Genomic DNA, 19,541 nt, shown 5'->3' with positions numbered 1-19,541 from the left:
TTAATGCCCTTATGGGGAATCCCTGATTCGCTGGCAATCGCAGACTACTGATAAGTCACAGTTACGACGTAAGTGCCCGTATAGGTGCCGGTGGTCTGGTTCGCCCCGACATTGAGCGTGGCGCCCACCGAAAGCGCATAAGTCCGCGTGGGGCTCAACACGTCGCCCGAGGTCCAGTTACTGCGGAATGCGCTGAGGCGCATGTTGCGCGTGCCCTGGCGCAGGATGGCGACCGTGGGCAGATTGACGCTGAAGGCGCGGCCCGCTTCACCGACGACGGCAAAGGTTCCGGGCCCCCGGCGCACGGTCTGCGCGATCGCCGTGCTGGTGATGACGCCGCCCGTGGTGGTGATCGTGCCCGAAGGTGAAAGGACCACGGTTCCCGCTGCTGTCGGACGCGTCAATTGCCCGAAGGAAAGGGCATCGATAGGCGCGATCGCCAGCGGCGTGAGGATGACCGCCTGCGCCGCGCCGCTCACGGTGGAGCTGCTCGGGGCTGCGAACGCAGTGCCGGAAAGGGCTGCCAAGGCGCAGGCCATGGCCGCCATTCCGGACAGGAATCGCGCGGGCGAAGACATCTAGGGGTTCCGAAAAGGGAGTGCACAAGCCGGGGGCCGCCGCTATCGGCAGCCCCCCGCGGATCTGTGCGATCAGTTGTAGGTGACGGTCGCCGAGTACGAACCGGCATAGGCGCCGGCCGGTTCGGTGCCGGCCAGAGTCAGCTGACCACCGACCGAGAAGCTGGCGGTGCCGCCGGCGCTCAGCGTGCCGGACGCTGCCGAAGCCGCAGTGGTGAAGCCGATGGAGTTGGTGCCATCGGTGACGGTGCCCGAACCGGTGCTGATCGAGAACGAACGGCTGGCATCACCCGTGACGGTGAAGGCGTCGGCCGAGTTGGTCGAACCCGGGACGAAGGCGACATCGCCGCCGACCGAGCCCACGCCCGCCGACGAAACGGTGATCGAACCGCCGGTGCCGGTGGTGAAGCGGCCGAAGCCGAGGGCTGCGCCCGAGGTGTGGGTGAGCACGATGGGTTCAACGACAGTGGCGGTGGCGCTGCCCGTGGCGCTCGAGGTGTTGCCCGAAGCCGCGAAAGCCGGGGTGGCCGAGATCAGGGCGATGGCCGAGGCGAGAATGATCTTCTTCACGTGTATGCTCCCGAATAGTGGCCGTGGCGCCTCCCCCCTGGGCTGCGACACGACAGCAAACTGCGGTACTGCGAATTCGGGCTGGATCGCCGTTATTCGGTACGTAGTCGTACGTATTCGGGGCGAGTTAATGGGTAGTTATTCGCATTTTTACTTAGAATATGTCCCAAAATGAGAATATACACCACTTGGTAATGTCTCTTTATTCGTAATTAACCAAGCAAGTAGCGGCTGCAAGTTGAATATCTGCATTTAGTCATGCATGCGCTGGCCAAGCCGAGGCACCTCGCTGGGGCGTCCAGGTGACGGAAAAATTGAGAAAATTTTTTTGCCGACAGCGATTTTTGCGTAACCTGACCGCCCGGCGCGGCCTTCTGGCGGCGCCGGGCACGCAAAAAAGCCCGCGGCCGATGCGGCGCGGGCGGTGGGAAGGCAGCGCGTTTCGCGCGGCGTCAGTTGTAGGAAGCGGTGATCTGGTAGGTGCCGTTGTAAGTGCCGACAGTCTGCGCCGCGCCCACGGCAAGCGTGCCGCCCACCGCGATGTCGAGTGTGCCAACCGGCGATCCGGTCAGCGCGCCAACGGTGAACAAGGTGATCGTCATCGATCCGCCGCTGCGCGTCACTGTCGCTGCCGCCGGCAGGGTCACGAAGAACTGGCGGCCAGGTTCGCCGGTCACGCGGAACTTGCCGGCCTGGGGCCCCGAACTGCCTTGGGCGATGGCGGTGTTGCCCACCATGCCGCCGCTGGTCGAGACCACTCCAGCCGTGCTCACGGTTACCGTGCCCGCCGCAGTGGGGCGGGCCATCACGCCAAAGCGCAGGGGCGCTGTGGCGACGATGCTGATCGGGGTGATCACCGTGGCGCTGGCCGTTCCGGTCATCGTCGCCGTTCCGCCAGGCGCCGCCAATGCCGGGTTCGCAGCCGGGAGCGGCGCGGCGAGCACGGTCAATACGGTCAGAAAGGGGCGGATGCGAAGGGTCATGAACTGGCCTGGACTGGACATTGTGCGACGAGAGCCCGGCTGCCGCCCTCAAGACGACAGCCGGCGCAATCCCGGGCTCAGTTGTAGGTGACGGTCGCGGAGTAGGTGCCGGTGTAGGCCCCTGCAGGCGCCGTGCCGGTCACGGTCAGCGTGCCGCCGACGGTGAAGCTGGCGGTGCCGGTGGTGCTGAGCGAAGCCGTCGCGGCCGAAGCCGTGGTGGTGAAGGCGAGGTTGGTGGCGCCCGAGGTCACGTTGCCGCCGGTGGTCGTGATCGAGAACGAGCGGCTGGCATCGCCCGCAACGGTGAACTGGTCGGCCGAATTGGTCGAGCCGGGCACGAAGGTCACGTCGCTGCCGACCGAGCCGACGCCCGCAGCGGTCACGGTCACGCTGCCGCCGGTGCCGGTGGTGAAGCGGCCGAAGTTCAGGCTGGCCGAAGCCGGGTGGGTCAGCACGATCGGCGAAACGATGGTCGCAGTCGCGGTACCGGTGGCGGTCGACTGGTTGCCCGAACCGGCGAAGGCGGGGGTCGCCGTGGCGAGGATGCCGATAGTGGCGAGAATGATCTTCTTCACGTCGTATGCTCCTGATTTCAGTTTCGCCCCGCAACGTCCCGGTCTTGGAGCTGGTAAACGCGGTTTCATCAGGGCTCTCGGTTTCCCGTGACCTGATAGGTAAATGTCCTAAGGAAAGATGGTTAACAAACCGTTTGCCTGCGAAACTTTTTGCAAAGATTCTGCGCTGCCGACTCGATTTCCGGTGCCGCGTGTCGCTGGCTATTAAACTGAAAACAAATATGATTTGGCCGATCGAGTGCCGACCCGCGATGCAAGTCAGGCGGCTCCGCCACCGCGTGCCGCCTGGTAAGAAATGCCGATTTCGCGTTAACCCTTTGCGCCCCGTGCAGCCTCTTTCGAGGCGGACTGCCGCGCGGGGATCAGTTGTAGGCGACGGTTGCCGAATAGGTGCCGGTATAGGCGCCGGTCGGGGCCGTACCCGTGACGGTGAGCGTACCGCCAACCGTGAAGCTGCCGGTACCGGTGCCGCTGAGCGTGCCGGTCACGGCCGAGGGCGTGGTGGTAAAGGCAAGGTTGGTTCCGGCCGAGCTCACGGTGCCGCCGGTCGTGGCGATCGAGTATGAACGGTTCGCATCCCCCGCAACGGTGAAGCTGTCGGCCGCGGTGGTCGAGCCGGGAACGAACGTCACGTCACTGCCGACCGAGCCGGTGCCGGTGGCCGTCACCGTCACAGTGCCGCCGGTGCCGCGCGTGAAGCGGCCGAAATTGAGGCTGGCCGAAGCCGGATGGTTCAGCACGATCGGCGCGACGATCGTCGCCGTCGCCGTGCCGGTTGCTGTCGACGTGTTGCCCGATCCGGCATAGGCCGGACACGCCGTGGCAAGCGTGATCAGCGCTGCGGGAAAAACTTTCTTCACCGGTTGAACTCCTGGTCCCTTTGCCCCGCACCGGAGATACGGCGAGGCGTGAGGGGCCGGGGTTTCCCGGCGGCCTCATACGTACAATTCCTAAGTATGTATGGTTAATGAAAGGTAAGTGCCACGAAAAGGGGCGCAAGCGGCCTCAACGGCGCGCGGTCAACCGTAGGTGACCATGATCGTCAGCGTGGCGCGGTAGTGCGCCGCTGCGGTGCCAGCGGGCACGTTGAGCCGGCCGCCGACGCCGATGCGATCCTCGCCCTTGTCATCAAGCTGGCCCATGCTGGTCACGCTGCCGGCATGGCTATCCAGATGCACGCTCAGCGAATCGATGGCGAGCGCAGGGGCGCTTCCGCCGCCCAGGAGCGTCCCGGTCGCCGTGATCGCGGCAGGCGCGCTCACGGTGTAGCTGCGGCCGGCCTCGCCGCTCACAAGAAAGCGGGCCGGCGCGATTCCGGCGCAGGCACCGCCGCCTGCGCAGGCCGGCGATGTGCCCCCGGCGTATGTGGCGCCTCCTTCGGCCCCCACGGTGACCGACCCACTGGCCGTGCGCGAGGACGTGAGCGAGCCGAAATCGAGGTCATTCAGCGGCACGGCGATGATCGGCATGACGATCACCGCCTGCGCTTGCCCGAGCGCCGTGGAGGTTTGCCCGGTGGCCGCCAGCGCCGGGGTTCCGATCACGGCGGCGAAAGCCGCTAGAAGGAGCCGGCCGCGCATCACAACTCGGCCAGCAGGGTCACGACGATCGGCACCGGAATCGCAAGCTGCGCGCCGCCCGAGGTGCGCGCGACCTGCAGCGTGCCGCCAACGCGGAACGTGCGGCTGCAGATCCGGCGCTGGCAGCCCGTCAGTGTCACTTGCGCCGTCTGGCCGGGGAGCAGGGCATTCACGCCCGGCAGGTCGGTATCGAAGCTGGCGATCGTGCCGGTTACCCCGCCGCTTACCTGGCTCGCCGTGCCGGGAACCAGCACCGCGATCAGCAGCGAATAGTTGGTGTTGGCATTGTTACCGCGATCGTAGGTGACGGTAAACTGCGCCGGGCCGGGTGAGGTTCCTGTAAGCGGAATGATGGCCGAACCTGTAACCGACCCGGTTGCAGAAACGGTGCGTGTGCCGGTCGTATCGGTAAAAAAACTGCCAAAGCGCAAAGCCTGGTCTGCGCTGACCGTGACCGAAGGCGCAGCGGCGAGAGCAGGGGCCGAGAAACCGGCAAGGCCCGCGCCCAGAACGGCCGCCGCCATCCAGCGGATCGTTCGGTTCAGGGGGGCGATGCGAACGCGGTGCAAGCGAGCCAATCCTGCGCAAAACGAGGAGCGAGGATATGGTTGATAAACTTGTACCGGCACGGCGGCAATACGCGGGAAGGCGCAGTCCCCGGTTGGAACATGCTAAGTTAGTTCGTTAACGGAGATGCTTACCGGCCGATCCCCAACGCGGCGAGGCTGTTCGAATCGAACTTCACCCGCATCGTCGCGAACAGGCCCTTGGAGGTGTTCCGCGCGGCGGCGAAATCGCGGTCGCGGAAGCCGGTCAGGTTGTAGCCGATCACAACCATCACGTTGTCCGCCGGAACGATGCCGATCTGCGGGCCGATCGCATAGGATGTCGTGCCATCGGAAAGGCTGCGGCGCACCGTGGCGCTGCCGCCAACCTCGATGCGCTTGCCGATGCCGATCCGCGCATCGACGCCGCCGAGCACGGTCGTGCCGGCAAGGTCAAAGCCCTGGTAGCGATCGAGATTGTGCCGCGCGGCGACGAACACGCTGAGCTCCGTGCGCTGGACCATCTGCCCATCGACCCGGCCATTGGGTGCCCAATCGCCCGAGAAGCTGGCAACGATCCGGCGCGAGCGGGCATTGCCATCGACGGTGAGTGCGGTGCCGTCCGTCGCCGCCCCGGTGCCATTGCCGTTTGCGGCGGTCACGCCCGAAATGCGGTCGCTGCGGAATTCGATCTTGCTGAGGAACGCGAAGGCCGAGGTCGCCGGGCGGTGCGCGATCGAGATCGCCGCGCTACCCACTTCGCTCGTCGCGCCGCTCGCATCGCGCATCGTGGAGAAGGTCACCGCGCCGCCCACCACGCTGCCTTCGCCCATCTGGCGGATCATGCCGAAGGTGAGCCCCTTGCGCTTCGAAATCTCGCCATCGCGCAGCTCGGCCCGCGCGGTCGCGCTCCAGCGGCCCGAGCGCCATGTCGCGCCAAGCGTGTAGGCGGTGAAGTCCTCCGCAATCGTGGTCTGGTTGCTCCCGCCGACCACCGCCGTGCCGCCATTGGTGGCGAGCGCGCTCTTGCCGCCGATCACCTTGTTGCCATCGATCGTCGCGTCGAGCGTCAGGGCCTTGCTGATCGGCAGCGACTGCGCGAGGCCGTAGGCAGCGAAGGCGCGCCGTCCTTGCTCGGTGATCGCCTGCTGCTCACCGGTCGCGGCCAGGCCCTTGGTTGCCTGCTGGCCGATCACCGTGGCGATCTTGGCGCCCGTCCACGGCTGCACTTCCAGCCCGCCGCGCAGCGTGCGCGTCTCGCCCTGGCTGCCGGCTCCGATTTCGTAATCGCTGATCAGGCGCACATCGGGCGTGATCGCATAGCGCACACCGATCCGGTAGCGCGGCGCCTGATACGAGGTCGCGTCGCGGCTGCCGATCGAGATCGAACCGGCTGCGTTCAGTTCCAGCTTGTTGTCGAACAGGCGCTTGGTGCTGCCTGCCTCGATCAGCGTGGTGCTGCCGCCCTTCGCGCCGGTGGGGCCGGCCGCGGCGCCCTCTGCCAGCGTTTCGCTGTAGCGCGCGATGCCGAGGCGCATTTCGGTGCCGGCCGAGTTCCACGTCGTGCCCAGCTGGATCGCGCTGCGGTGCGAACCGTCGATCAGCGACTGGTCGCGCCACGCCGCCATGCTCACCAGCCACTTCTGGGTCAGGCGGTAGCGGGTATCGACGCCGATCTTGCGGCGGCCGAGTTCACCGATGCTCACTTGCCCCACGCCGAAATTGGCATCGAGCGAGCGGATATAGGCCAGCACGTCGAGCCGCGCGTCATGGCGCTCGGCCTCGATCAGCCATGCAGCCTTGGTGCTGCCGCCGGTCGCATGGCTCATCGCCGCTTCGGCGTGCACCTCGGTCTTGGTGCCGATGTAGACCTTGGCATCCACCGCGCCGAGATTGGTGCGCATCACCGCCGCGCCCGTGTTGGCCGATGCATCGCTGATCGCGGTCGCGCCGAGGCGCACCTTCTCCGACTTGTTGCGCCATTCCGTCCGCGCACCCGCATTCCACGCCCCGCCGTTCAGCGTGTCGATTTCATAGTCGACCACGATCTGCTGCGGATTGAGGTTGGCATCGCGGCTCAGCACCGGCTGTTTGAAAGTGATCGTGCCTGCCAGCAGATCGATGTCGTAATCGAGGAAGCGCGTCATCACCTGGCTCGAAACCACGACTTCTGACCGGAAGCGGTCGCGCACTTCGATCGTCACCGTTTCGCTGTTGGGCACGATCGCGCGGCTGGAGAGGCGATAGGGCCCGCTGATGCCGCCGCCGGGGATCTGGTCGCGGCGGTGCGTGGTGGCGACCTTGGCGGCATAGGCTTCGGTGCGCATCTTGCCGAAGCGCGCCTCGGCCTTCACGCCGGTCATCGTGCGCTGATAGCGGCCAAGCTGGGTGTGATCGAAGCCGGTGTCGAAATCGCCGAACATCGCGCGCACTTTGGCGCTCTCGATGCGGACGTAGAGCTTGTTCACGCTGGCGGCATCGAAGCGGCGATCCGATCCATCGGCGAAGACGGTGTAGTAGGCCCGGGGGTCGAGCCCGCCGAGCAGGCGCTGCTCTGCGCGCTGCTTGGCGCTGTCATAGGCCACGGTTGCCAGCCATTTGCCCTTGATCCGGCCCTTGGCATAGAACGCCACGCGGGCGTGATTGCCCAGATCGCTGTCGAACTTGCCGCTCCGCTGCATGTGATCGGCAATCGTCTTCGCGCCCACTGCGCCTTCGGCAAGGCCGACGAGCGTCCATTTCGCTTCGCCCGGCACGACCCAGGTTTCGAGCACCTGCTGGCGCTTCACTTCGCGGTCGGTGAACTGGAAAGTGAGGTCGAGGCTGCCGCTGACCATGGTCGGCGCAAGCTCGATCAGCGCAACGCCGTCATCGCCCTTGACGATCCACGTCGGCGGCGCGCGGTCCAGGCCGGACAGCACGCGGCTCTGCATGGCATCGAGCGCCGCCGCGCTTTCGTAGGGCGCGGAGAGCGTGATCGGGCCGGAAATGCCCGCATGAACCGGGCGGCCGGTGCGATCGAGCACGCGCACCGCAACCACGGGCCGCGTTGCGCCGTCCGCAACAAGATGGGTGCGTTCGGGCACGAGTTCGACTTTCGCCGGCGTCGCACCGAAGTGCACCGTGCGCGTCAAGGTCTCCACCACCTTGCCGCTTGCATCGCGCACTTCGGCATCGAAGCGGGTGTCCTCGCCGGGCAGGGGCAAGCCGCGCCACACGCTCATCGCAAAGCCCTCGGGCGAGCTCTGCGCGCCGTCGAACGCCAGCTTGTCGACCGGCTTGCCGTCTATCTTCAGCGCCACCGTCTGCCCCTTGCGGTGGCGGATCACCACGCGCGTCGTCGGCGCGCGGGGGTTGTAGTCGGCTGTCGGGAAGACAAATTCGTTGGGGCCATCGCCCTTGGCAATCCAGTCGGTATCGCCGCCCGCTGCTGTGCGGTCGCTCTCCGCGACGGGCTTGGCAGCTGCTGCTGCCGCTGCCGCTGCCAGCGTTTCGGCAGGCACGGTGGCGGCGAAATTGGCCACGACGAGGCTGCCGCCCTGGCCGATCACAAAGCGGCTGGATGCGCTGCCGGCGCTGCGGGTGGAGCGCGTGCAGTCCACGAACTTGCCGCCCTTGGGCAGCGTAACCGCTTGTGCTTCAACGACATGCGTGCCGGGCATCAGCGCTTCGAAGTGATAGCGCCCTTCCGCATCGGTGACCGCGAAGCTGCCATCTTCGAGCACGAGGCGGACCCCGCCGATGCCGGGGCGCGGCGCGCTGCGCGTGTTCGGCACGTCGCAGCTGCCCAGCGTGATACGGCCGATCAGCGTCATCGTCGCAGCAAGGTTGTCGCGTTCGATACGGACAGCCGCGCTCGCCGTTGCGGTTAATCCACGAGCGTCAACCGCATCGATACGGTTAAGTGCATTGCCTGCGGATGCCTCGGAGCGCACGGTCATGGCATACGTCACGGTGCGGGTCGCGCCCGGCGCAATCGTGCCGATGGCGATTGTCATCGTGCGGCCGTCCGGCGCGACCGTCACGGCGTCCGTTGCGGCCTTCGCGCCATCAATCCGGATCGTGGCGACGCGCAGACGCAGGTTCGCGGAAGGCGTATCGCTCAGCACGACACCCCGCTTCGCCCGCCCCGTGTCGGTATTGCGCACGGTGATCGTGTAAAACACCGCATCGCCCGGTTGGGCGATCTGGCGCGAGGCGACTTTGCTGAGGCTGACCGCAACCGGTGGTCTGTCCACCGGTATGTCGACACGGACCGGCGCCGGGCTCGAAAGTGCCAGACTTTCACCATACGATGCTGGCAAAATAACCAAATCGCCCCCATCGGGGCGCCTCAGGCCGGCAAAATTCTTCGGCGTGAGCGACGATGGCGCGGTATAGGGTTCGGGCGGGATGACGACCAGCCGATAGGTCCCAAGCGGGGCGAGCGGGAAGCGGTATTCGCCCTCCGGCATCTGCCATGTGCGTCCGGCACCATCGGTGATCACCGATCCGGTGACGATGGTCGAAGGCCAGCTCGTCACACCATCGTCGGCGAAGACCCGCGCCGGCTGGCCGGTGGCGACATCGACCAGCGTGACCCGCGCGCCGTCGATCGGGGCGGCATCCTCGCTATCGAAAACAAGGCCATAGGGGTCGGCAAGCACGTCGACGTCGGTCTTGATGACCGAACCATCGCCGCTCGCGCCGTTGTAAGATACGGTGACCTTGTCACCGCCCGAGATGCTGAGGCGGCAATCGCCATCCCTCGGTTGCGGCGGGATCGCGCTGGTTGGAATGGCGCCATAAAACACGCCGCTGTCGGCGGCGGTTTCGCTGATGGTAACCTGCTCGCGGTCGCCGCTCGCCGAAGTGATGGTCACCTTGACCGTGTCGAGCTGCGCGGGATTGAGCGACGCGCGATCCAGTACGAGCCGGAAAACCACCGGCTGTCCCACGATGATGCTCGAGATTGTGACCGGATCGCCCGGATTGGCCCCGGCAACGTCAACCTTGACGTCGGGCAGCGTGTCTGTGCCGCAATGTCCGCTGTTGATGGTGAAAGTGTCGCCACCGCCGGGCAGGGGCAGGACCGAAATCTTGGGATTGTCCTTCACCACATCGAATGAAACCACGTTTGAGTCGGCGGTCAGTTCGGCGTCGCCCTGATTCCAGCGCGCATGGGCGGTGTTGGTGATGGTCTTCGCCGCGGCGGGAACGCTGGTCGCGATAAGCAGCGCTGCAATAAGCAGCGCGGCCATCGCCCAGATCCTGTTCCGCAATGCCGACATGGCGTTTGTTCTTTGTTTTCAAGACAAAAGGAGGGTGGGGCGGCGGCATACCCCCCAGGTCGCCCTGGGCTCTGCCGCCGCCTGAATGTCCTGCGTCCTCGATTTCTTGAGAGGTGCCTTCCTAGGGCCCGCTCAATTGATCGTGGCTTGGAACACCACCGTCTTGGTTTCGCCGCCGGCAACCGAGGCCAGCGTTCCGGCGACCGTGTTGGACGACATCGTCCCCGTGCCGGTCGTATCGGCAGCGCAGGTTGCCACGCCGCTGACGATCGTCGCGGTGCCGTTGGTCTTCACGCCGAATGCCGAATCAAACGTCAGGTTCGCCGGAATAGGGTCGTTCACGGTGATCGAAGTCGCCGTGGCGCTGCCCGAGGCGTTGCTGATCGCGATGCAGTACTGGATCGTCGCACCCGGGATCATTTTCGGGTTCGTCGTCAGGTTGATCGGATCGCTGATGATGCGCGAGGACTTGATCGCGCTGAGCGTTGCAGCCGAGACGGTGTAGTCGTCCTTTGCCGCGAACGAGGCGTCACGCAGCGAATCGCCCGCGCCTGCGCCATCGGCGAACACCGTATCCATGCCCGCCGTGTTGGCGCCGCTGGTCTGAACAAGCGCCGCACCCTGGCTCCCCGCACCGCCGGCTTCACGGCCAGTGGCGGTGAGCGTGACGGCAGCAACCGCACCATTGGCCTGGCCCAGCGGCACGTCGGAAACGACGAGCACCTGAACCGAACCATCGGCGGCCACTTCGTCGAGGTAGGTCACCGCAGTGTCGGTGCCGGCTTCGTAAGTGCCGTTGGTGTTCACGTCACGGAAGATGCGCACGTTGGTGACGTCGAATGTGTCGGTGTTCGTGTGCGCACCGGCGCCGCCCACCTGCTGGGCCGTGGTGAGCGCAAGGTCGAGCGGGGCGTTCGAGGTGTTGACCACGGTGAAGGCCGTCACCTGGTTGACCGCGCCGGGAGTTACCGTCGTCGTCGTCGTGCCCACTTCAGCAACGGTCATCTGGATACGGCGGTCGACAGTCAGGGTGTCGGAGGCTGTCGTGCCGGTCTGCGCGATGCTGTTGACATTGAAGGTCACTGACACCGTGTTGGTGATCGTCGAACCGGCGATCGTACCGGCCGCGTGGGCCGGATTTGCGCCGAGAACGGCCAAGGCAAGGATGCCCGCCGCACCCAGCAGTCTGCTGCGATACGTCATATTGTTATGCTCCACTGGGTTGCCTGCGAATATTCTGGTCGCTCACAGGCCTGGCGACCCCCCGTTCCGCCGATTTAGCGAACGATTCCATGATATTGGACTTCACCCGCAGCGCCCGGAGCGATCGACGGGATGGTCCAGCGAACGTGCGTCACATCGCCTGCGGTCGCGGCGCGTTCGCCGCCCTCCGTTGCAGCGACCTTGAGGCTGCCGAGCTGGCCCCACGTCTTGCCGCCATCGACCGAGACTTCCGTCCCCGGCGCTGCCTCGCTCGAAAGCGCAACGGCCGGAGGCAGCGGGTTGGTGACGACGAAATTGGTCACCGCCTGGGCGCCGTCGTTGTGATAGCGCGTCGTGAACAGCAGATGATCGCCAGGGATGACGACCTTGGGCTCGACCAACTGGACCTTGCTGACGCCGTTTTCAGTCACGGTCTTTTCGAGCATGACATCGCCCTTGAGCGAGACCGGAGACGGTGCCGATTGCGCCGCGGCGAGGGCCGGACCGGTCATGGCGACCATAGCCGCCGCACCTGCGAGAGACTTGACGAGGAATGAGAGCTTCATGGTTGGTCTTCCTGGCTAATCAGTTGATCTTGACGGAGAAGGCGACGGTGCGGGTGGTGCCGCCGGTGATCTTGCCGAGCGTGACGTCGATCCCGCTCGAACCCCCGACGCCGGCATCGCCATCGGCCCCATCGGTGAGCACGCTGGCATCGAGCTTGAGCGAACCCGGCACGTAGGTGGTTCCGTCGGGAATGGTGTCGACCACGTGCAGGCCGTCGAGCGTGCCGCTCCCGGTCACCTTGGCGGCGAGCGAGTAGGTGACGACAGCGCCCGGAACAGGCTTAGCGGTGCCGAAAGGATCGAGGATCGTTGCCGACTTCGTCAGCGTGATGTTGGCAAGACTGGCGATAAGGGCGGCGAGCGAATTGGCCGAAGCCGTGGTGAGGCCGACGACGGCATCGCCGCCGCCTTCGCCCTTGCCGGCAAAGCTGGTGCCGGGGGTGCCGCTGCCGGTCTGCGACGTTGCGGTGAGGCGGACCTGGCTGGTCTGCGCATCGCTCGCGCCCGCTGGCAGATCGACCAGGACGAACACCTTCACGCTCTTGTCGGGGCTGAGCACCGGTGTCGCCAGCGCGCCGGCGGTGAGCACTGTATCGACGCCGGGATCGTAAAAGCCGTTGCTGTTGCTATCGAGCACGACCGACTTGATCGTGCCGTCGAAGCCGTTGCCGGAAATCTTGGGGTCGGCGGCCAGGTTGAAGGCCTCGGGGCCGTTGCCGCTGTTGGTTACCGCGTAGATCAGCACTGCCGGTTCGCTGCTCGCGGTGGCGGGCGCGGTGCTCAGGGTCGCGACGGCGACGTCGAGCAACTCGTCGACCTTGACCGTCACCTTGTTCGACGTGACCGATCCGGTGGTCGAACCGGACTGGTAAGTTGCGGTGGCGGTGTTCTCGATCAGCGTGCCCGCGAGCACGCCGGTGGCATGCGCGGAGTTCGCGAAGGGAGCGGTCACGGAAAGGGCGACAAGCGAGCATCCAGCGATGCCTGCGGCCCGGCGAAGGGGGATGAGGTACGTATTCATACGTGGGCCTTTCCACCCACTGTGGTTAACATCAGGTAAGAGCGGATCAGCCTGGAGCGGCGGACGGCAGCCGGATGCGGCTTATTTCCTTTGCGCTGGCGTTAACCATCAACAGTTAGGATGTCGGCTGCGATATCAGAATAAATATCTAAAAATAAATGATAATTTTTAGACGAGGTCCTTGATGGGATGCAAGGTGTTACCGCCTCAGGCGCTAAGGGGAGGGCCGGATGCCTCTAAAAATATTTTTGAAGTGGTCCGAAACGGATTGGAAACCGGCTTTGTTGCGACGATTTTTACGACATCCACGTAGCCATCGGTTACCAAGATGGGCCGAAAGGTAAGTGCTTGGGGCGCTGGCTAGTCCGCGGCAGGTTGGCATGCCTGCTGGCCGCTCCTTCGCTCCTTCGCCGGGATAAGGTGGTTCGCCGATTCGGGATACCAGATCACCATGCTGGCGATTCTGGCTCCGGTGCGCGGGAGAAGGAGCGGGCCATGACGAAGCATGGCGACCGACAATTGACCCGGCCGCCTTGCCCACTGTTTCCTGCCCACGAGCGCGCTGACATGACGACGACGCTTCCACCCGAACCCAACACGCTCTAGAGGGACGGCATGCCGGGAGAAATTCTAGACAATCGCGGGCGAGGTTCCGCCGGGTTCACATGGCCCGCCATCCATCCGGAGGGCCGCAAGTTCGGGGCCATTGCCGCTGCGCTCTGCCTTGGCGGCGCGCTGCTGGGCGGATCGCTTTTGGGCTGGCCGCTGGCCGTGCTGACGTTTTGCGTGCTCGCGTTCTTCCGAGATCCCGAACGCGTGACGCCGCGCGATGACAGCATGATCGTTGCGCCTGCCGATGGCCTGGTCACGCTGATCTGCACGGTTGTCCCTCCGCGCGAGATGACCGCCGATGATGGCAGCGGCCAGCCGGCACTGGCCGAGGTGCCGGTGACGCGCGTGTCGATCTTCATGTCGGTGTTCGACGTCCACGTGAACCGTACCCCGATCGGCGGTACGATCCGGCGCGTGGTCTACATTCCGGGCAAGTTCCTCAACGCCGATCTCGACAAGGCGAGCGAAGAGAACGAGCGCCAGCACTTCGTGGTCGAGCGCAGCGACGGCGTGCGTGTGGGTTTCACCCAGATCGCGGGCCTTGTTGCACGGCGCATCGTGCCTTTCGTCAAGGCGGGGGACATTGTCGCGGGCGGCCAGCGCGTCGGCCTGATTCGTTTCGGCAGCCGCGTCGACGTCTATCTTCCCGCGGGCACCGAGCCGCGCGTCCTGATCGGACAGCGCATCGTCGCCGGGGAAACCGTGCTCGCCGTGCTGGGTCAGACCCCGATGATCGAGGGTGTGCGCCAGTGAACGAGGTGCCCCCGCCGGCCAAGCGCGGCACGGCAAGGGACGGGGCTGGGAATGCCTATTCTGGCGAGGATTTCGGCCGCCGCAGACTGCCGCGCGGCCTGACCCTGCGGGCATTGGTGCCCAATGCGATCACCTCGGCAGCGCTGTGCAGCGGGCTTACCGGCATCCGCTTCGCGATCGGCGGGGATTTCCATTCGGCGGTGCTGGCGGTCATGCTGGCAGGGTTGCTCGACGGCATCGATGGCCGCGTGGCGCGGCTGATGAAGGCGCAGTCGCGCTTCGGTGCGGAGCTTGACAGCCTATCAGATGCGATCGCCTTCGGGGTCGGCCCGGCGCTGATCCTGTACTTGTGGTCACTCAGTGCGGTGCCGCGCTACGGCTGGTTCGCGGCACTGGCGCTTGCGGTATCGTGTGCGCTGCGCCTTGCGCGCTTCAATGCGTCGATCGATCTGCCTGGCCAGCCTCACAAGTCTGCCGGGTTCATGACCGGAGTGCCCGCTCCCGTGGGCGCAGCCCTTGCGTTCCTGCCACTTTACCTGTGGTTTTCCAGCGGTCTGGATATCATGCGCGCGCCCGTCGTGGTCGGTCCCTGGGCGCTGCTCATCGCGTTCCTGATGATCTCGAATCTGCCGACGCTGGGCTGGGGAGCACTCCGTCCACGCCGTGCAATCCGGCTAGAGGTGATCGCGCTTGCCGGAATGCTCACCGTGGCGCTTTTGACCGAACCGTGGCTGACACTGGTGGGGCTCTGTGCGATCTACCTCGCGCTGATGCCGGTGGGCGTGTGGCGCTATCGCCGGATCATGCAGCAGCGCGCAGGCGCGGGCCAGCCGAAGCCGGAACAGGCCTGACGATCCGCACTGGTGCCCGGCGCGGCCGCGTTGCTGCGCGCGGTGCTGCCGGCGCCGAAGTGGCCGTGATCTGCACGAGGAATTCCCGATCCGCCGCGAGCGCGCGCGAATCCGCCAGCAGCCTGCGCACGGCGGGAAGTTGGGCGCGCACGGTGACAGCGATTGCCGCAAAGGCCAGGCAGCCAGCGCCGGCCATCACGAGCGAGGCGAGGAGGGAGACCATGGACATGGAAACGCTGCCTTTCGAACCTGGGCGAACCGCTTGACAGGCGGTGGATACCCTGTGGATAACATGGGGAGAGAATCGGATGTTCCAAGTCTGTCCCGTCGATGGCTTGATTGTTCTCTTTTTGTTCCAACCCGTCAAGCCGATTCGATGCAGGTGGTTCAAAATTTCAGCACCGGCCAAAATTCCAGCAATGGTGTAGCAGGGCATGCGGCCGCGATCGCTGCGCCGGTTGTCATTCGCCCAAGGGTTTGTTTGCGGTTACAAGCAGATTGCCGTGAGGCGGTCCCCGCGCGCGGGGGCGCGGGGACCGCTACGGCGGTCTGGGAGGGCGCCTGGTCCGGGCGCGACCGCCAAGGGCCGCTGGGTGTGCGGCCGGCATGGCCGCCTGGGTGTGCGGCCAATCTCGTTGAAATCAGGCAATCAAGCCGAGCTACGGACATGTAGCTGGAAGTAACGGCATGGGCATTCCCGGCTGGGAGCCGGTCGGCACTCCGCAAGATCCGCTTGTCGGAGTTGTTAGCCTGAGAAGCCGCGATTGACCCGATGCGCCTTGAAAACGCGGGATAATCTCGCGACTGGCGGAGTTGCCCGTCGCAACATCTTATGCCGGTGTCCATTTACTTTGACAAGTAGTATTCACTACGTATTGGACAGTTGTCAGCCATTCTTGACGTCCGGTTAGCCGCATTCCGGCTTGGCGGTCTCGCACTTGGCTGTAGACGGCGGGTCCTCGCGGCGCTAACGGCCCCAACGCTACGTCACGATTCGGACACGGTGTTCGCAATCCGGCGCGGCAATCCACATGGAATGCGCACATACCGGTGCCGCACTGGGGTTTCTCCCGCCAGCGGTTCCTGCATTCCAGAGGTTCAACCGGAAAGGAACGTATTATGGCGGCTCCCGTCGTCACCATGTCGCAGCTCATTGAAGCCGGCGCGCACTTCGGCCACCAGACACACCGCTGGAACCCGCGCATGAAGCCGTATATCTTCGGCGCCCGCAACGGCATTCACATCCTCGATCTCTCGCAGACCGTGCCGCTTTTCGCCCGCGCGCTCGAGTTCGTCTCGGCCACCGTGCAGGGCGGCGGCAAGGTCCTGTTCGTCGGCACCAAGCGCCAGGCGCAGGAGCCGATTGCCCAGGCCGCGCGCGCTTCGGGTCAGCACTATGTCAACCACCGCTGGCTGGGCGGCATGCTCACCAACTGGAAGACGATCTCGGGCTCGATCAAGCGCTTCAAGGCGCTCGAAGAGCAGCTCTCGGGCGACACCGCGGGCCTCACCAAGAAGGAAGTGCTCCAGCTCACGCGTGAGCGCGACAAGTTCGAGCTGTCGCTCGGCGGCATCCGCGACATGGGCGGCATTCCCGATGTGATGTTCGTGATCGACGCCAACAAGGAAGAGCTGGCGATCAAGGAAGCCAACGTGCTGGGTATCCCGGTCGTGGCGATCCTCGATTCGAACGTTTCGCCCGATGGCATCGCGTTCCCGGTCCCGGCGAACGACGACGCCAGCCGCGCCATCCGCCTCTACTGCGAAGCGATCGCAGCTGCCGCCACCCGTGGCGGCCGCGATGCTGCAATCGCTTCGGGCGCCGATCTCGGCGCGATGGCTGAGCCGCTTCCGGAAGAAGCTGCGGCTGAGCCGGCAGAAGCCTGATCCTGTCAGGTTCGGTGGCGGCGCTGAACAAGGCGCCGTCACCGAACTGACCCGGACACTCACTACGGGCCGCGCCGGGTAGATTTGACCGGGCTGCGGCCTAACCCATATTCACGAGACAAGAAGGATCACCGCGATGGCCTATACCGCCGCTGACGTGAAGAACCTGCGCGAGCGCACTGGCGCGGGCATGATGGATTGCAAGAGGGCGCTGGACGAAGCCGGCGGCGATATCGAGGTCGCGGTTGACGCGCTGCGTGCCAAGGGCCTTGCCGCCGTTGCCAAGAAGTCCAGCCGCACCGCAGCGGAAGGCCTTGTCGGCGTTGCCGTTTCGGGTACTCGCGGCGTTGCCGTCGAGGTCAACTCGGAAACCGACTTCGTGGCCAAGAACGAGCAGTTCCAGGATTTCGTGCGCAAGACCACTGCAGTCGCGCTCGACCTTTCGGCGGACGATGTCGAGGCGCTCAAGGCGGCGGCCTATCCCGATGGCGGCACGGTGGCTGACAAGCTGACCAACAACGTTGCCACTATCGGTGAGAACCAGCAGGTTCGCCGCATGAAGACCGTTGCGGTCTCGTCGGGCCTCGTCGTGCCCTACATGCACAATGCCGCTGCGCCGAGCCTCGGCAAGATCGGCGTGCTCGTCGCGCTGGAATCGGAAGCCGGTGCCGACGTGCTCGAGCCGCTGGGCAAGCAGATCGCGATGCACATCGCCGCCGCTTTCCCGCAGGCGCTGAACGCCGATGGCCTCGATCCCGAGATGATCGCGCGTGAGCGCAAGATCGCCGCGGAAAAGGCTGCCGAGAGCGGCAAGCCCGCCGAAGTGCAGGCGAAGATGGTCGATGGCGCGATCGCCAAGTTCGCCAAGGACAACGCGCTGCTTTCGCAGCTCTTCGTGATGGACAACAAGACCCCGGTCGCGCAGGTCGTCGAGGCGGCTGGCAAGGCTGCCGGCACCAAGATCACGCTGGTCGATTACGTCCGCTTCCAGCTCGGTGAAGGCATCGAGAAGGAAGCCACCGACTTCGCCGCCGAAGTCGCTGCGGCTGCCGGCATCAAGTAAGTCCGCTACGCGCAGCGCTCCCCGCAGGGCCGGGGGGCGCTGCGCCGTATCGGCGCACAAACCTGTGCCCCATGCCCTTGGCACGCGCCGCCCCGCGCGTATAAGGGCGGCGCTTCCCCTTATGATGAGTTCTTCCGGACGATGAGCCTTCCTCCCCTCAAGCGCGTGCTTCTCAAGCTTTCGGGCGAAGTGCTGATGGGAAGCCAGCCCTTCGGTATCGATACCGATTTCGTCGCGCAGATGGCCGAGGAACTGAAGGCTGCCAAGGAAACCGGGCTCGAACTGTGCCTCGTCATCGGCGGGGGCAATATTTTCCGCGGCATGGCGGGTGCGGCCAAGGGGATGGACCGCGCGCAGGCCGATTACATGGGCATGCTCGCCACGATCATGAATGCGCTCGCAATGCAGAGCGCGCTCGAAAAGATCGGCGTCGAAACCCGTGTGCAGTCCGCCATCCAGATGGACGAAGTGTGCGAGCCGGTGATCCGCCGCCGCGCCGAACGGCACCTCCAGAAGGGCCGCGTGGTGATCTTTGCCGCAGGCGTCGGCGCCCCCTATTTCACCACCGATTCCGGTGCCGCACTGCGCGCTGCCGAGATGAAGTGCGACGCCCTGTTCAAGGGCACCAGCGTCGACGGCGTCTATAACGACGATCCGAAGAAGAACGCCAACGCCAAGCGCTATGACGCGGTCGATTTCGACACGGTGCTGGCCGACAATCTCAAGGTGATGGACGCCTCTGCCGTGGCGCTGTGCCGCGACAATGCCATCCCCATCGTGGTGTTTTCCATCCGCGAACGCGGCAATCTTGCCCGCGTGCTGGCGGGTGAGGGGACCCAGACCATCGTTCAGAAGATGAGCGCTTAAGAAGGAAGACCGATCCATGGCCAAGTACGACAAGGCCGATCTCGAACGCCGGATGAAGGGCGCAGTCGAATCGCTCAAGAGCGATCTTTCGGGCTTGCGCACGGGCCGCGCCAACACTGCGCTGCTCGATCCGATCATGGTCACCGTCTACGGTGCGAACACCCCGCTCAACCAGGTGGCGACGGTTTCCGCGCCCGAGCCGCGCATGCTGACGGTGCAGGTGTGGGACAAGTCGAACATCGGCCCCGTCGAGAAGGCGATCCGTTCGGCCGGCCTTGGGCTCAACCCGATCAACGATGGCAACACGCTGCGCCTGCCGATCCCGGATCTCACCGAGGAGCGCCGCAAGGAACTGGCCAAGCTCGCCTCGCAGTATTCGGAGAAGGCCAAGATCGCCATCCGCAACGTCCGGCGCGACGGGATGGATGCGCTGAAGGCCGATGAAAACAAGAAGGAAATCTCCGAGGACGATCGCAAGCGGCTTGAGACCGAGCTGCAGAAGCTGACCGACGAGCAGATCAAGGCTGCCGACGAGGCCAGCGCGCACAAGGAAAAGGAAATCCTGGGCAAGTGAGCTCGGCTGCGGCGCCTCAGGGGGACGAAGCGGTCGCCGGCCA

General features: G+C 65.3%; 18 protein-coding genes. 6 read left to right on the top strand and 12 right to left on the bottom strand.

The window, feature by feature from the left end; genetic code table 11:
* Positions 1-44 precede the first annotated feature (44 nt).
* The 11 genes from ACODS2_RS17625 to ACODS2_RS17575 form a co-directional block, all read right to left on the bottom strand.
* Entirely contained in the window at positions 45-578 is a 534-nt protein-coding gene (locus ACODS2_RS17625) for a DUF4402 domain-containing protein (protein WP_488999986.1), read from the bottom strand.
* Between the two features lie 72 nt (positions 579-650).
* Positions 651-1,148: a DUF4402 domain-containing protein gene (locus tag ACODS2_RS17620; protein ID WP_298169251.1), complete on the bottom strand. Its 498-nt coding sequence runs from the start codon at positions 1,146-1,148 to the stop codon at positions 651-653.
* Positions 1,149-1,600: 452 nt separating this feature from the next.
* A complete protein-coding gene (locus ACODS2_RS17615; RefSeq protein WP_488999985.1) occupies positions 1,601-2,131 on the bottom strand; it encodes a DUF4402 domain-containing protein in 531 nt (176 codons plus the stop codon).
* Between the two features lie 77 nt (positions 2,132-2,208).
* A complete protein-coding gene (locus ACODS2_RS17610; protein ID WP_298169244.1) occupies positions 2,209-2,706 on the bottom strand; it encodes a DUF4402 domain-containing protein in 498 nt (165 codons plus the stop codon).
* Between the two features lie 362 nt (positions 2,707-3,068).
* Positions 3,069-3,566, bottom strand: coding sequence for a DUF4402 domain-containing protein (locus tag ACODS2_RS17605; protein ID WP_488999984.1), 498 nt, complete (start codon positions 3,564-3,566; stop codon positions 3,069-3,071).
* 159 nt (positions 3,567-3,725) lie between these two features.
* Complete coding sequence (locus ACODS2_RS17600; protein WP_488999983.1) at positions 3,726-4,286, bottom strand: DUF4402 domain-containing protein; 561 nt, start codon at positions 4,284-4,286, stop codon at positions 3,726-3,728.
* Positions 4,286-4,855 (bottom strand): DUF4402 domain-containing protein, encoded by a 570-nt coding sequence (locus ACODS2_RS17595; protein WP_488999982.1) that lies wholly within the window; start codon positions 4,853-4,855, stop codon positions 4,286-4,288. The genes ACODS2_RS17600 and ACODS2_RS17595 overlap by 1 nt, the downstream gene beginning before the upstream one ends.
* A gap of 128 nt (positions 4,856-4,983) precedes the next feature.
* On the bottom strand, positions 4,984-10,071 hold the full coding sequence (locus tag ACODS2_RS17590) for an isopeptide-forming domain-containing fimbrial protein (RefSeq protein ID WP_488999981.1): 5,088 nt from the start codon (positions 10,069-10,071) through the stop codon (positions 4,984-4,986).
* 162 nt (positions 10,072-10,233) lie between these two features.
* Positions 10,234-11,304, bottom strand: coding sequence for a hypothetical protein (locus ACODS2_RS17585; RefSeq protein WP_488999980.1), 1,071 nt, complete (start codon positions 11,302-11,304; stop codon positions 10,234-10,236).
* 74 nt (positions 11,305-11,378) lie between these two features.
* Positions 11,379-11,870, bottom strand: a complete 492-nt coding sequence (locus tag ACODS2_RS17580; protein WP_298168435.1) for a hypothetical protein — start codon at positions 11,868-11,870, stop codon at positions 11,379-11,381.
* 19 nt (positions 11,871-11,889) lie between these two features.
* Positions 11,890-12,822, bottom strand: coding sequence for a hypothetical protein (locus tag ACODS2_RS17575; protein ID WP_488999979.1), 933 nt, complete (start codon positions 12,820-12,822; stop codon positions 11,890-11,892).
* A 684-nt stretch (positions 12,823-13,506) separates the two neighbouring features.
* Here ACODS2_RS17575 and ACODS2_RS17570 point away from each other — a divergent pair.
* Positions 13,507-14,256, top strand: coding sequence for a phosphatidylserine decarboxylase (locus ACODS2_RS17570; protein WP_488999978.1), 750 nt, complete (start codon positions 13,507-13,509; stop codon positions 14,254-14,256).
* Positions 14,257-14,342: 86 nt separating this feature from the next.
* Positions 14,343-15,107 (top strand): CDP-alcohol phosphatidyltransferase family protein, encoded by a 765-nt coding sequence (locus tag ACODS2_RS17565; protein ID WP_421839941.1) that lies wholly within the window; start codon positions 14,343-14,345, stop codon positions 15,105-15,107.
* On the opposite strand, the gene ACODS2_RS17560 is transcribed toward ACODS2_RS17565, so the two are convergent.
* Positions 15,058-15,336, bottom strand: coding sequence for a hypothetical protein (locus ACODS2_RS17560; RefSeq protein WP_488999977.1), 279 nt, complete (start codon positions 15,334-15,336; stop codon positions 15,058-15,060). The two genes, ACODS2_RS17565 and ACODS2_RS17560, sit on opposite strands and share 50 nt — an antisense overlap.
* 890 nt (positions 15,337-16,226) lie before the next feature.
* Here ACODS2_RS17560 and rpsB point away from each other — a divergent pair.
* The 4 genes from rpsB to frr all read left to right on the top strand — a co-directional run bounded on the left by rpsB (position 16,227) and on the right by frr (position 19,498).
* Entirely contained in the window at positions 16,227-16,994 is a 768-nt protein-coding gene (gene rpsB / locus ACODS2_RS17555) for a 30S ribosomal protein S2 (protein ID WP_298168423.1), read from the top strand.
* 136 nt (positions 16,995-17,130) lie between these two features.
* Positions 17,131-18,057, top strand: coding sequence for a translation elongation factor Ts (gene tsf / locus ACODS2_RS17550; RefSeq protein ID WP_298168420.1), 927 nt, complete (start codon positions 17,131-17,133; stop codon positions 18,055-18,057).
* Positions 18,058-18,198: 141 nt separating this feature from the next.
* Positions 18,199-18,924: a UMP kinase gene (pyrH, locus tag ACODS2_RS17545; protein ID WP_488999976.1), complete on the top strand. Its 726-nt coding sequence runs from the start codon at positions 18,199-18,201 to the stop codon at positions 18,922-18,924.
* 16 nt (positions 18,925-18,940) lie between these two features.
* A complete protein-coding gene (frr, locus tag ACODS2_RS17540; protein WP_298168414.1) occupies positions 18,941-19,498 on the top strand; it encodes a ribosome recycling factor in 558 nt (185 codons plus the stop codon).
* Positions 19,499-19,541 lie beyond the last annotated feature (43 nt).

The organism is Novosphingobium sp. FG137, from assembly GCF_057809735.1.
The sequence above is the reverse complement of the archived record's forward strand: the minus strand, read 5'-3'. Positions and strand labels throughout refer to the sequence as shown.

Bases quoted from the DNA above. Each gene is read 5' to 3' on its own strand.
- ACODS2_RS17625 (WP_488999986.1), bottom strand. From the start codon at position 578: ATGTCTTCGCCCGCGCGATTCCTGTCCGGAATGGCGGCCATGGCCTGC.
- ACODS2_RS17615 (WP_488999985.1), bottom strand. From the start codon at position 2,131: ATGACCCTTCGCATCCGCCCCTTTCTGACCGTATTGACCGTGCTCGCC.
- ACODS2_RS17600 (WP_488999983.1), bottom strand. From the start codon at position 4,286: ATGCGCGGCCGGCTCCTTCTAGCGGCTTTCGCCGCCGTGATCGGAACC.
- ACODS2_RS17590 (WP_488999981.1), bottom strand. From the start codon at position 10,071: ATGGCCGCGCTGCTTATTGCAGCGCTGCTTATCGCGACCAGCGTTCCC.
- ACODS2_RS17585 (WP_488999980.1), bottom strand. From the start codon at position 11,304: ATGACGTATCGCAGCAGACTGCTGGGTGCGGCGGGCATCCTTGCCTTG.
- ACODS2_RS17580 (WP_298168435.1), bottom strand. From the start codon at position 11,870: ATGAAGCTCTCATTCCTCGTCAAGTCTCTCGCAGGTGCGGCGGCTATG.
- ACODS2_RS17570 (WP_488999978.1), top strand. From the start codon at position 13,507: ATGCCGGGAGAAATTCTAGACAATCGCGGGCGAGGTTCCGCCGGGTTC.
- ACODS2_RS17560 (WP_488999977.1), bottom strand. From the start codon at position 15,336: ATGTCCATGGTCTCCCTCCTCGCCTCGCTCGTGATGGCCGGCGCTGGC.
- rpsB (WP_298168423.1), top strand. From the start codon at position 16,227: ATGGCGGCTCCCGTCGTCACCATGTCGCAGCTCATTGAAGCCGGCGCG.
- tsf (WP_298168420.1), top strand. From the start codon at position 17,131: ATGGCCTATACCGCCGCTGACGTGAAGAACCTGCGCGAGCGCACTGGC.
- pyrH (WP_488999976.1), top strand. From the start codon at position 18,199: ATGAGCCTTCCTCCCCTCAAGCGCGTGCTTCTCAAGCTTTCGGGCGAA.
- frr (WP_298168414.1), top strand. From the start codon at position 18,941: ATGGCCAAGTACGACAAGGCCGATCTCGAACGCCGGATGAAGGGCGCA.